This is a genomic window from Gordonia sp. DT101 (assembly GCF_049844895.1).
GTDB lineage: Bacteria > Actinomycetota > Actinomycetes > Mycobacteriales > Mycobacteriaceae > Gordonia.
The window spans coordinates 41175-54372 of sequence record NZ_JBNCLX010000003.1 but is presented as its reverse complement, the minus strand read 5'-3'; the positions used below and the strand labels follow the sequence as shown (position 1 = coordinate 54372).

Genomic DNA, 13198 nt, shown 5'->3' with positions numbered 1-13198 from the left:
CAACCGAGATCGTGCCGACAGCAACCGAGATCCTACGCGAGAGCAACTGGGATCGGGTCGAGAGCATCCACAGACACCGGACGGTGACCGGCGCGACGACGGTCTGTCCACAGGCCGACGAACTGCGCGGGTCCCTTCCCCTGCCCGGCGCGTCCAATGATGATGAAACCCACTCCGGAATCCGACAGACGCGCCATCCGACGGAAGGAGGCACTCGAGCGCTCCGACATGACGGGCGAGGTGTTCGACGCCGCCTTCACCCGGTTGCACGGGAATCTGTATGTCGAGCGGACGGCGATTCTCCCGCCGCGAGAGCGGATTGCCGTGACGGCTCGTTGCGCCCCCGACGACGTGGTCGTCGGGGGGATCGCGGCGAAGATCATGCACGGGGGTCTCTGGCACGACGGCGATTTCACCATCGAGCTCCTTCGTGGTCCCGACGCGGGAAACCGGCCCGGGCGCGGACGCACGGTGGCGCGACGGACCGGACTCACCCCCGACGACGTCGTCGAGATCGATGGAATTGCCGTGACGTCGGTGGTCCGTACGGCTTTCGACCTGGGGCGGGTGGGTCCACCATGGCGTGCGCTCGGTCACCTCGACGATCTTGCGCGGGCCACGGGCTTCGGGCCCGACGAGGTGCGACGTCACGCCGAACGGTTCGCCGGGCACCGAGGGGTCCGGCAGCTGCGCGAGTTGATTCCGCTGGTGGACGGCGATGCGGAGTCGCCGCCCGAGAGTTGGGTGCGTCTGCTGATGCATCGATCGGAATTACCCACCCCGGAACTTCAGATCGAGGTCGCCGACGACGACGGGCAGATCTTCGCCCGTATCGACCTCGGGTACGTCGGGCCGATGATCGCGATCGAGTTCGACGGTGCGGATTTCCACACGTCGCCGGCGCAGCGGGCGCGGGACGGGGCTCGCGATGCGCGACTCCGCGAACTCGGCTGGATCATCATCCGCATCGACGCCGACCGTCTCCGGACCGATCCGTGGGGAGTGGTGATGGAGATCGAGCGAGCCCTGCGCTCCCGTGGTGGGTATTTCTGAGGTGCGTGGGTTGCTGTCGGCGCAAAGCCTGTTGCTGTCGGCGGCCAGGACGTTGCTGTCGGCGGAACCGACGTTGCTGTCGGCGGCCAGGACGTTGCTGTCGACGAGATTTCGGTTGCTGTCGGCGGGCATGGGCGGGAGGGCCGACACAGACAAGTGTGGCGGGTGCCTGGGCACCCGCCACACTCGAGATGTCAGATCAGCCGAACGCCTCGTCGAGGATCTCCTGCTGCTCGACGGCGTGCACCTTGCTCGACCCCGACGACGGCGCCGACATCGGGCGACGTGAGGCGCGGCGCAGACCTTTGAGCAGGTCGGGCAGCATCTCGGGCAGCCACAGACCGAGGAACGGCCACGGACCCTGGTTGGCCGGCTCCTCCTGCACCCACACGAAGTCGTCGGCATTGCCGTACTGCTCGAGAGTGTTGCGGAGACGACGATGCGGCACCGGGTAGAGCTGCTCGATGCGGACCACCGCGATGTCGTCACGCTCTTCCTTGTCGCGGCGTGCGGCGATCTCGTAGTAGAGCTTGCCGCTCACCAGCAGGACACGCTTGACCTTGTCGCGATCGCCGTCGCCCGAGATGAACTTCGGGTCGTCGATGACCGAGCGGAACTTGTCGTCGGTGAACTCCTCGATCGGGCTGACCGCTCGCTTGTTGCGCAGCATCGACTTCGGCGTGAACACCACCAGTGGGCGGCTGATGCCGTCGAGGACGTGTCGGCGCAGGAGGTGGAAGTAGCTCGCCGGGGTCGACGGCAGCGCAACGGTCATCGAACCTTCGGCGCACAGCTGCAGGAAGCGCTCGATACGACCGGAGGTGTGGTCGGGACCCTGGCCCTCGTGACCGTGGGGGAGCAGCAGCACGACGTCGGACAGCTGTCCCCACTTCGCCTCACCGGACGAGATGAACTCGTCGATGATGGACTGGGCGCCGTTGACGAAGTCGCCGAACTGCGCCTCCCACATCACCAGCGCGTCGGGGTTGCCGACCGAGTAGCCGTACTCGAAGCCGACCACCGCGAACTCCGACAGCGGAGAGTCGTACGCCATGAATCGGCCGCCGTTGTCCTCACTGTCCTCGCCGTTCACCGGTTTGAGGTGATTGAGCGGGGTGTACTCGGTGCCGCTGTCACGATCGATGAGCACCGAGTGGCGCTGGGTGAACGTGCCGCGGCGTGAGTCCTGCCCGGACAGGCGGACGGTGCGCCCCTCGAGGACGAGCGAGCCGAATGCCAGGAGCTCGGCGAAGGCCCAGTCGACACCGCCGTGGCGCGACATCTCATGGCGACGCTCGAGCACCGGCTTCACCCGCGGGTGCGGCGTGAAGCCTTCGGGCACATTGAGGAACGCGTCGCCGATGCTCGCGAGCACCTCCTTGTCGACCGCCGTCACCAGCTTGGTCGGCAGCGTCTGGTCGGCCAAGATCGACGGACTCGGCTCGGCGTGATACTTCTCGAGCTCCTTGACCTCGTTGAACACCCGCTCCAGCTGGCCCTGGTAGTCACGCAGCGCATCCTCGGCCTCCTTGGTCGAGATGTCACCACGGCCGATCAGGGCCTCGGTGTAGCTCTTGCGGACGCCGCGCTTGGTGTCGATCACCTCGTACATGGCCGGCTGCGTCATCGACGGGTCGTCACCCTCGTTGTGGCCGCGACGACGGAAGCAGACGAGGTCGATCACGACGTCCTTGCCGAAGGCCTGCCGGTAGTCGACGGCCATCTTCCCGACCCACACGCACGCCTCGGGATCGTCGCCGTTGACGTGGAAGATCGGCGCGCCGATCATCTTCGCGACGTCGGTGCAGTACTCGGTCGATCGGGAATGCTCCGGGGCGGTGGTGAATCCGACCTGGTTGTTCACCACGATGTGGATGGTGCCGCCGGTGCGGTAGCCGGGGAGCATCGCCATGTTCAGCGTCTCGGCGACCACGCCCTGGCCGGCGAAGGCCGCGTCACCGTGCAGCATCAGCGGCAGAATCGGGAACGAGTCGTCGTCGCCGAGGAGGTCTTGCTTGGCGCGGACGAGGCCTTCCAGAACCGGGTCGACGGCCTCGAGGTGGCTCGGGTTGGCGGTCAGCGACACGTTGATCTCGTTGTCGCCGAACATCTGGTAGTACTTGCCCTCGGCGCCGAGGTGGTACTTCACGTCGCCGGAACCGTGTGCCTGCGACGGGTTCAGGTTGCCCTCGAACTCGGTGAAGATCTTGGAATAGGGCTTGCCGACGATGTTGGCGAGGACATTCAGGCGACCGCGGTGGGGCATGCCGACGACGACCTCTTCGAGGCTGTGCTCGGCGCCCTGATCGATCACCGCATCCATCATCGGGATGACCGCTTCGGCGCCTTCGAGCGAGAAGCGTTTCTGCCCGACGTACTTGGTCTGCAGGAAGGTCTCGAACGCCTCGGCCGCATTGAGCTTGGACAGAATGTATTTCTGCTCGGCGACCGGCGGCTTGACGTGCTTGACCTCGACGCGCTCCTGCACCCAGCGCTGCTGCTCGGGCTCGAGGATGTGGGTGTATTCGACGCCGACATGTCGGCAATACGCGTCGCGCAAGATCGACAACACGTCGCGCAGCTTCATCTTCTCCTGGCCGTGGAATCCGCCGACGGTGAAGGAGCGATCGAGATCCCAGAGGGTCAGGCCGTAGGTGAGCACGTTGAGGTCGGGATGGCTCGCTCGCGCGTCACTGTCGAGCATCAGCGGATCGATGTCGGCCATCAGATGCCCGCGACTGCGGTATGCGGCAATGATTTCCAGCACCCGGGTGCTCTTGTCGACGAGCCCCGCAGGGATGTCGCGACGCCACCGGACCGGCTCGTACGGGATGTGGAACGCGGTGAAGATCTCGTCGTAGAACGCATCGTCGAGGAGTAGTTCGTGGATGGTCCGCAGGAAGTCGCCCGACTCCGCACCCTGGATGATCCGGTGGTCGTAGGTCGACGTCAGCGTCATCAGCTTGCCGACACCGAGTTCGGCGATCTGCTCGTCGCTGGCGCCCTGGAACTCGGCGGGGTACTCCATCGCGCCTGCGCCGATGATCGCGCCCTGGCCCTTCATCAGGCGCGGCACCGAGTGGACCGTGCCGATCGTCCCGGGGTTGGTCAGCGAGACGGTCACGCCCGCGAAATCGTCGCCGGTGAGCTTGCCGTCACGCGCACGGCGCACGATATCCTGGTAGGCGCTGTAGAACTCGGCGAAACCCATTGTCTCGCAACCCTTGATGGCCGCGACCACCAGTGTGCGGTTACCGTCCTTGCCGACCAGATCGATGGCCAGACCGAGGTTGGTGTGGGCCGGGGTGACGACGTTGGGTTTGCCTTCGACCTCGGCGAAGTGGCGGTTCATGTTCGGGAACGCCTTGATCGCCTGGACGATCGCGTAGCCGAGGATGTGGGTGAAGCTGATCTTGCCGCCGCGGGTACGGGCGAGGTGGTTGTTGATGACGATGCGGTTGTCGATCATCAGCTTCGCCGGGATGGCGCGCACGCTCGTGGCGGTCGGCACGTTGAGCGAGGCGGCCATGTTCTTGGCGATCGCGGCCGCGGGGCCGCGCAGGACCTTGTTCTCGTCTTCCGATGGCGTCGACGCGGACGCGCCCACCGGGCTCTTGGCCCGGTTGTGGGACCGGGACGAGCCGTCGCGGCTGGCGGTGCTCTGGCCGGACGCGGCCTTGGTCGCGGTCGATTCCCGTGCGGGTCCGGACTTACGGGCCGGAGTGCTGGCAGTAGGTTGCTGGTCGAGCGTCACCTGCTTGCTCTGCGAGCTCGAGGTCTTCGTGGTGGTCGCGGGCGCCGCGGCCTTCGGTGAGGTGGCCGCGGCGGGGGCACTGCCACCAGGCGTCGCGGTACCGCTGTCGCGGGCGGTGGAATCGCCGTTGCCGCCGGCGGTCGCGCTCGTCTCGGCGTCGCCGTTCACGCTCGGGTCGTAGTTGGCGAGGAACTCGTGCCAGCTCGGGTCAACTGACGTGGGGTCCTTCTTGTACTGCTGGTACATTTCCTCGACCAGCCACGTATTTTGTCCGAAATCTGAAATCGAACTGCTCACAGCGGTATCTCGCCTCAATTCCCTCTGGTGTCGGGTCGCTTGTCACCGAGAAAGTCCCTTGTGGAGACTATCGGCAAACCACCTGCCGATGGTACGCGTGCGCAATACACGACGTGCGGTGGACCTCACTGTCCGACTCACCTGAGCTGCTGGTCACCAGCGGTGGCGATACCGTCCGCGTCGGGAGCGACACCAGCATCCCAGAACGCGCGGTACCTCTGACCCAACGCAAGCAGCTCGGTATGAGTTCCCCGCTCGACGATCCGGCCCTGATCGACCACTGCGATCGTGTCGGCGCGGGCCGCCGTGGCGAGCCGGTGCGCGACGATCACCGACGTCCGGCGGTGCGTGAGTGCCTCGCCTGCGGCGAGCACGAGCGCCTCGGTGGCCTGGTCCAGTGTGGCGGTCGCCTCGTCGAGCAGCAGCAGATCGGGTTCCACGAGTTCGGCGCGGGCCAGCGCGATCAGCTGCCGCTGTCCCGACGACAGCCCCTGGCCTCGCTCGCCGATCGGGTGATTCATCCGACCGGGTAACCCCGCGATCATCCCGGCGGCACCGACGGAGTGGGCGGCCGCGGCGATCGCGCGACGATCCGCGTCCGGCCGGCCGTAGGCGATGTTCTCCGCGACCGTCCCGGTGAACAGGTGCGGTTCCTGGGGGACCACGCCGAGACGACCGCGGTAGTCGGCGAGAGCAAAATCACGGATGTCGGTTCCGTCCATCCGGACCGCTCCCGAGGTCGGGTCGTAGTAGCGGGCGAGGAGCTTCACGATGGTCGACTTCCCGGCGCCGGTCTTCCCGACGAGGGCCAGCGATGTCCCGGGCGGGATGGTCAGGTCGATCTCCGAGAGCGCATCGTGGGCCGCGCCGGTGTAGCGGAAACTCACGTCGTCGAGGACGGCGTGACCGTCGAAGCCGCCGCTGGGGGTGGTCACGACGTCGTCGCGCCGGATCAGCGAACTCGGGGTGCCGAGCAGGTCGGAGATCCGCCGCAGACCGACCACCGCCTGCTGGTATCCGTCGAACACCTGGGAGAGCTGCTGAACGGGCCCGAACAGCATGGACAGGTAGAGGACGAAGGCCACCAGGGTGCCGGCCGACAGGGAGCCGGTGGTGATCTGGTGGGCACCGACGGCGATGGCGACGGCCGACGCGAGGTCCGACATCAGCGTGATGAACGGGAAGTAGGTCGCGATCGCCTTCTGCGACACCATCCGGGCGTGTACCCAGTCGAAGGTGCGCCGGGTGAATCGGGACGTCGCGGCGGAGGTGTGGCGGTAGGTCTGCGTGGTCTTGATGCCGGCGATGTTCTCCTGGAAGTCGGCATTCACGATGCTGACGAGTTCGCGGGACCGTGTGTAGGCAACCGAGGAGATGCGCCGGAAGATCACCGTGGCGACGATCAGGAACGGAAAGACGGGGAGCATCAATGCACCCAGGAGCGGATCGGTGATCACCAGCGCGACGGACACGCCGACGAGCGTGAAGGCCGCGACGACGGCCGTCGACAGGCCGGTCTGGAGAAATGTCGAGAGCGCGTCGACATCGGTGGTCATCCGCGTCATGATCCGGCCGGACAGTTCCCGCTCGTAGTAGTCGAGCCCGAGTCGCTGCAGGTGGGCGTAACTGCGCACACGGAGACCGAACAGGACGCGCTCGCCGGCACGCGTCGCGAAGACGATTTCCGCCGACGACCCGACCCAGCCCACGGCGACCAGCACCACGCCGATCGCCGTGGCCCGCCACAGCGTGGATTCGTCGGTGTGCGTGGCGGCGTCGATCACCGCTCGTGCGAGGGACGGGAATGCCAGTCCGACGAGGGTGTCCACCGCGATCGCGAGGATGGCCGCCGCGATCAGCCACTGCACCGGGCTCAGCAGCCCGCGCAGTGAGAACGAACGGCTCTCGGCGCGGGCCGCGTCGACATCCACCCGGGGGCTCTCGTCGGCCGGCGGCAGGGCGTCGACCGCCGCGAGCACCTCGGGGGTCGCCGGCATCGAACCGAGGGCGCCGCCGATCCCGCCGCCACCGCGGGCACCACCGCCGCCGGGGCCCGTGGTCGTGACAGTCGGTCGTCGGATCGTCGGATCGTCGATTTCGGGAGCGTCGTCGGGCCACAGCTGATCGAGTCCCAGTGTGGGTGGCGGCCGGTGGACGGCGCGCCTGCCGGCCTGTTCCGGGTCGGCCGACGCCATCAGCGAGCGGAACAGATCGCACCGTTCGTCGAGTTCGGCAACAGTGCCGACGTCCACGATGCGACCGGCCTCGAGGACGGCGACCCGGTCGGCGAGGGCCAGGGTGGACCGGCGATGTGCCAACAGGAGCATCGTGCGACGTTCGCCGCGCAACCCGTGCAGGATCTGTGACTCGGTGGTCGCGTCCACTGCGGACGTGGCGTCGTCGAGGACGAGAATCCGGGAGTCGGCGTACAGCGCGCGGGCCAACGCCACGCGCTGACGCTGCCCGCCGGACAGGGTGAGTCCCCGCTCGCCGACCACGGTCTCGAAGCCGTCCGGTAATCCTTCGACGAACTCATATGCGTCGGCCCGTCGGGCGGCCGAGAGAAGACGACGGCTGGGCGTGCCGTCGTCCGTTGCCGCCTCGCCCGGGCCGAGCGCGATGTTGGCGGTGATCGTGTCCGAGTAGAGGAAGGGCTCGTCGAACACCACCGACACCGCGCCGTGCAGGGCGTCGGGTGCGAGATCGTCGACGGGATGGGCGCCGTCGGCCGACAACAGTTCGACGACGCCGGAGTCGGGCCGGTAATACCGGCCGGCGAGATCGGCGAGCGTCGACTTCCCCGAACCCGGCCCGCCCACCACCGCGACGCACTCACCCGGCGCGACGGTGAGGTCCACGTCGGAGAGGACGGGCCGGTCGCCGAAGGAGAACCCGACCCCGCGCAGCCGGAGTCCGAGTGGACCGTCAGGGAGGGTCTCGGTGTTCGACTCGGCAGGATCGTGCGGATGCTCGATCACGTCGTACACGCGGTCGACGGCGGCCCGGGCCAACTGGGCGCTGACCACCAGGTTGGTCAGCAGGCGGGCGAGCGCGGTCATCGAGGCGACATAGGTCGCGAAGGCCAGGAACGTGCCCGCGGTGATGTGGCCGTGCATCGTCAGGTACCCGCCGACGGCGATCACCGCGACCATCCCGAGCTGGGGGATGGCCGACATCGTCGGGGTGAAGCGCGCGTTGATCTTCCCGGCCCGCAGGCGCAGGGAATACAGCCGTGCGCCGAGGCCGGCGAGCTCGTCGACCGCCCGCTCCTCCTGGCCGAATCCCTTCACCACCCGCACGCCGGTCACGGTCTCCTCGACGTGTTGCGCCACATCGGCGGCAGCCTGCTGTGCCGACCATGTTGCCGCGAAAAGCCTACGGCGCGTGCGGAACACGACGAATCCGACCAGCGGGAAGATCAATAGCGCGACGCACGTGAGCAGGGGCGACAGATACGCCATGATTCCGATCGCGAGGACCACCTGCACTGCCGCGCCTGCCGACAACGGTGCCATCGCGAGCAGTCCCTGCACGATCTGCAGATCAGAGATCGACCGCGAGACGATCTGGCCGGTGCGGATCTGGTTCTGCGCGTTGCCGTCCAGGTGGAGCAGTGTGTCGAGAAGCCGGAGCCGCAGCGCGTTCTGCACGGAGATCGACAGTCGGCCTGCGGTCAGCCGGCGGCCGAACTGGCATGCGTAGCGGACGACGGCGATGGTCAGCAACGCCGCGACGATGGCCTGGATGGAGAGACCGTCGTGCACGGCCCCGGTGGCATGGTCTATGGCGGCCTTGGCGAGGAGCGGCGCCACCAGGTCGACGGCGACCGCGACGACGGTCACCACCAAGGTGATGATCACCAGGGTCCGGAACCGCCAGCTCTCGGAGGCCAGTCGGCGGATCCATGGACGCGGTGTCGAGGGGTCGGGTGACGAGGACTCCGGTCCCGGCCGGGTCGATCGCGATTCGGTCTGAAGCGTCGGAGTCACCGATCCAGGTCGGGCCGGTCACCGGCAGCCGCCGGGAGGCCCGTGTCCCCGACGATCAAGCCGTCGATGACCCAGGTTGTCGGTGGCGGACCGAACGCCTCCCGGGAGTTGGTGATGACGCGCTTGCCCAGGGCGCGGTTGCCGATACCGCCGATCATCGCGCCGATGCCGGCAGGCATCAGCTTGCCGAACACCAGGGGAGCCCGTTTGATGGCGTACTTCTTGGTCAGCTTGTTGACGAGCGTCTTGTTGAGCTTGCCCAGACCCCCGCCGGGGATCGCTGCGCCGCCGAGGCGGCGCAGCGCGCCACCCTGCGTGCCGACGAGCCGTCCCAGCGCGACCACACCTTCTTCGCCCAGTGCCACCGCGAGTACCAGCGTCTTCCGGCGCTCCGAATCGTGCACCGGGATTCCGTGGACCTCGGCGATCGAGAGGGCGAGCAATGCCGAGGCCTCGAGGAAGAACGCGGTCTCGCCGGTCATCGCACCGAGCGCAGTCATCGTGCCCACGCCGGGTACGGCCGCGGTGGCGCCGACGGCCCCACCGGAGCCGGTGACCGCGGTGAGGTAGATCTTCTCGAGTCTTGTGATGATCTGCGCAGGTGATTCCTCGGGATGCGCGGCACGGAGGTTGCGTACGTACTTCGCGACCGCCGGGCCCTGCAGTCGCTGCGCGCGGTCGAGCAGACCGCCGGTGACCTCGACGGCCTTGCCCGGTGGCCGCTGACCGGGGCGGGGGCCTGCGGTTCCGGTGGAGCGTCTGATGTCAGCCATGTGTGGGTACCCGACCTTCCGGAGGGACGATTTCGGCGGGCTTCGGCGGACCGGGCGGCGTGCCGTCGCCGAATGGACGGCCGCCGAGCTCGTCCCGATGATGGGGGGTCAGCCAATTGGAGAGATCCGGCCCGTCGGGGACGACGCCGGTCGGGTTGATGTCGCGATGCACCACGTAGTAGTGACGCTTGATCTGTGCGAAGTCGGTGGTGTCACCGAAGCCGGGTGTCTGGAACAGATCCCGGGCGTAGGCCCAGAGCACCGGCATCTCGGACAACTTGCTCCGGTTGCACTTGAAGTGGCCGTGATAGACGGGATCGAATCGGGCCAGGGTGGTGAACAGTCGGACGTCCGCCTCGGTGATGGTGTCGCCCACCAGGTATCGCCGGGTGCGTAGGCGGTCGGACAGTTCGTCGAGCTTGGTGAACAAGCGGTCGTAGGCCTTGTCGTAGGCGTCCTGGTTGCCGGCGAACCCGCATCGGTAGACCCCGTTGTTGACCTCGGTGTAGACGCCGCGGTTCACCTGGTCGATCTCGTCGCGGAGATGTTCGGGGTACAGCTCCGGCGCACCCGCGCGATGGTGCTCGGCCCATTCGAGCTCGAAGTCGATGGTCATCTGCGGGAAGTCGTTGGTGACCACCGCGCCGCTGTGGGTGTCCACGACCGCCGGCACGGTGATGCCCTTGGGATAGCCGGGAAACCTCTTCTCGTAGGCGTCCTTGAGTCGTGGGATGCCGAGCACCGGGTCCACGCCGCCGGGATCGAGGTCGAAGGTCCAGGAGTCGGCGTCGTGCGTGGGGCCGCAGAGGCCCAGCGAGATCGCGTCCTCCAGTCCGAGAAGGCGTCGGACGATGAGTGTCCGGTTCGCCCAGGGGCATGCGCGGGCCGCCACGAGCCGATAACGCCCGGGCTCGACGGGGTGGCCGTCCCGCCCATCTCGGGTGATCCGCGTCTCGATGTATTCGGTGTCGCGGACGAACTCCTGGCCGGTGGTCACGTAGACGCCCTGCTCCTGCTCGCCACCGCTCTCAGTGCTCATGGTGACCACAGTAGTGATCGACACCGACGCTTGGCATGCGATGTCCGGCACGGTATATTCCACACGGAATATTTGCAGTGGATCAATTCGGGAGGTGTGGTGGGAGCCAAGGCATGCGGACCCCTGCCGCCACTGGCGGTGCTGGTACTGGGACTCGTCGCGGAACGGCCGATGCACCCGTACGAGATGTTCCAGACGACGGTCGAACGACGAGAAGATCGTCTGGCGAAGTTCCGGCCCGGCACGATGTACCACACGGTCGATCGGCTCCTCTCCCAGGAACTCATCGAGGTCCACGACGTCCAGCGTGCGGGGAACCGTCCCGAACGCACTGTTTATGCCATCACCGATCTCGGTCGGCGCGTGTTGTTCGAGAGCCTCGAAGAGATCGTCTCCCGCCATCCCGTCGAATACCCCGAGCTCTATCTAGCCCTCTCCGAAGCGCACGGGCTCCCCCGTGCGCGGGTGGTCGAACTGCTGACCACCCGACTCGAGGCGATGCGTACGGCGCTGACCGAGTTGGACGGCGGTGTCGCCGCCGTCCGGGAGCGGGGGACACCCGAGATGTTCCATCTCGACATCGGTTGCCGCATCGCGACTTTGCGCGCTCAGATCGACTGGGTCGAGGACCTTGTCGACCGTCTCGAGAACTCCAGCATCGAATGGCTCGACGATCCGGGTTCCCCCTATCAGGGCAGCTCGGTCATCGCGGGCGTCCTCCATCAGAAAGCGAACGACGAATGACCTCCACCCCGACCCCTGCCGCGCAGGTGACCACACGGCCCTGGGCCGCGCTGCTGGCGCTGTGCGTCGGCTTCTTCATGATCCTGGTCGACATGACCATTGTGGCAGTGGCCCAGCCGCAGATCCAGACCGCGCTGGACACCGATGTGAACGGCATCGTCTGGGTGACGAGCGCCTACCTGCTGACCTACGCGGTGCCCCTGCTGATCACCGGACGCCTCGGCGACAAATTCGGCCCCAAACGCGTTTACCAGCTCGGTCTGCTCGTCTTCACCATCGCCAGCGTGTGGTGCGGGCTGTCCGGGTCGATCGGCGAACTGATCGCCGCCCGCGCTCTGCAGGGTGTCGGCGCCGCGTTGATCACACCGCAGACGATGGCCCTGATCACCCGCATCTTCCCGCCTGAGAAGCGCGGCGCCGCAATGGGTGTCTGGGGCACCGTGGCCGGCGTGGCCACGCTCGTCGGACCGTTGCTGGGCGGAGTGCTCACCGACAGCCTCGGGTGGGAGTGGATCTTCTTCGTCAACATCCCGGTCGGCATCGTCGGCCTGGTGCTGGCGTACGTGCTCGTCCCCGATGTCGAGACCCACGACCACCAATTCGACTGGATCGGCGTTGCCTTGTCGGCGATCGGTCTGTCGGCGTTGGTGTTCGGCATCCAGGACGGCGAGAAGTACAACTGGAACGGCTGGATCTGGACGCTCATCGTCGGTGGCGTGCTGGTGATGGCGCTCTTCGTCTACTGGCAGTCGCGGATCAAGGGTGAACCCCTGGTGCCGCTCTCGTTGTTCCGGGACCGCAACTTCTCCCTGGCCAACATCGGTATCGCGTCGATGGGATTCGCGATCTCCGGACTGATGATCCCGACGATGTTCTTCCTGCAGCTCGTCGGCGGCATGTCACCGACCCGCTCGGCGGTGATGATGGTCCCGATGGCAGTGCTCACCGGCGTCCTGGCGCCGATCGTCGGCCGTGTCCTCGACCGCGTCCATCCCCGCACCATCATCGCGACCTCGTTGCTGCTGAACGCCATCGCCGTCGGTTGGGTCGGCATGATCGCCCGGCCGGCGACCCCGGTGTGGCAGTTGGTCATCCCGATGTGCCTGATGGGGATCGCGTCGGCGGGCATCTGGGCGCCGTTGGCCGCCACCGCGACCCGCAACCTGCCGTGGCATCAGGCCGGCGCCGGCGCCGGCGTCTACAACACCACCCGGATGATCGGATCGGTGCTGGGCAGTGCGGCCGTGGGCGCACTGATGCAGACCCGGCTCGCCGCGCTGCTGCCGGGCGTCGACACCGAGCACCACAGTGCCGGCGGCCAGCTCCCGGAGATGGTGCGCGAGGGATTTGCCACCGCGATGGGCCAGTCGCTCTACCTGCCGGCCGTGGTGCTCCTGTTCGGCGTCGTCGCCGCGCTGTTCTTCGTGAAGCCGAAGCATCAGACCCCGCCCGGCGTGCCGCCGGTGCCGTCGGATCAGGCCGGCGAGGGCGCCGCGACGGGGGTGCCGACCGCCTGACCCGCGCATCGACGATCACCGTGGGCACCGAC

General features: G+C 67.3%; 7 protein-coding genes. 3 read left to right on the top strand and 4 right to left on the bottom strand.

The annotated features are described in order from the left end of the window. The first annotated feature begins 159 nt into the window (after positions 1-159). Positions 160-1053: an endonuclease domain-containing protein gene (locus ACLQ3I_RS11540; protein ID WP_425802009.1), complete on the top strand. Its 894-nt coding sequence runs from the start codon at positions 160-162 to the stop codon at positions 1051-1053. Between the two features lie 199 nt (positions 1054-1252). On the opposite strand, the gene ACLQ3I_RS11535 is transcribed toward ACLQ3I_RS11540, so the two are convergent. The 4 genes from ACLQ3I_RS11535 to ACLQ3I_RS11520 all read right to left on the bottom strand — a co-directional run bounded on the left by ACLQ3I_RS11535 (position 1253) and on the right by ACLQ3I_RS11520 (position 10905). After that, the gene (locus ACLQ3I_RS11535) at positions 1253-5053 is read right to left on the bottom strand and encodes a multifunctional oxoglutarate decarboxylase/oxoglutarate dehydrogenase thiamine pyrophosphate-binding subunit/dihydrolipoyllysine-residue succinyltransferase subunit (protein WP_425802803.1); all 3801 of its coding nucleotides are present in this window, start codon (positions 5051-5053) and stop codon (positions 1253-1255) included. 188 nt (positions 5054-5241) lie between these two features. Next, on the bottom strand, positions 5242-9093 hold the full coding sequence (locus ACLQ3I_RS11530; RefSeq protein ID WP_425802006.1) for an ABC transporter ATP-binding protein: 3852 nt from the start codon (positions 9091-9093) through the stop codon (positions 5242-5244). After that, the gene (locus ACLQ3I_RS11525; protein WP_425802004.1) at positions 9090-9866 is read right to left on the bottom strand and encodes a hypothetical protein; all 777 of its coding nucleotides are present in this window, start codon (positions 9864-9866) and stop codon (positions 9090-9092) included. The genes ACLQ3I_RS11530 and ACLQ3I_RS11525 overlap by 4 nt, the downstream gene beginning before the upstream one ends. After that, positions 9859-10905, bottom strand: coding sequence for a glutathione S-transferase family protein (locus ACLQ3I_RS11520; protein ID WP_425802002.1), 1047 nt, complete (start codon positions 10903-10905; stop codon positions 9859-9861). The genes ACLQ3I_RS11525 and ACLQ3I_RS11520 overlap by 8 nt, the downstream gene beginning before the upstream one ends. A gap of 99 nt (positions 10906-11004) precedes the next feature. On the opposite strand from ACLQ3I_RS11520, the gene ACLQ3I_RS11515 reads away from it, so the two are divergent. After that, complete coding sequence (locus ACLQ3I_RS11515) at positions 11005-11649, top strand: PadR family transcriptional regulator (protein ID WP_425787969.1); 645 nt, start codon at positions 11005-11007, stop codon at positions 11647-11649. Further along, the gene (locus tag ACLQ3I_RS11510; RefSeq protein WP_425787967.1) at positions 11646-13166 is read left to right on the top strand and encodes an MFS transporter; all 1521 of its coding nucleotides are present in this window, start codon (positions 11646-11648) and stop codon (positions 13164-13166) included. The genes ACLQ3I_RS11515 and ACLQ3I_RS11510 overlap by 4 nt, the downstream gene beginning before the upstream one ends. Positions 13167-13198 lie beyond the last annotated feature (32 nt).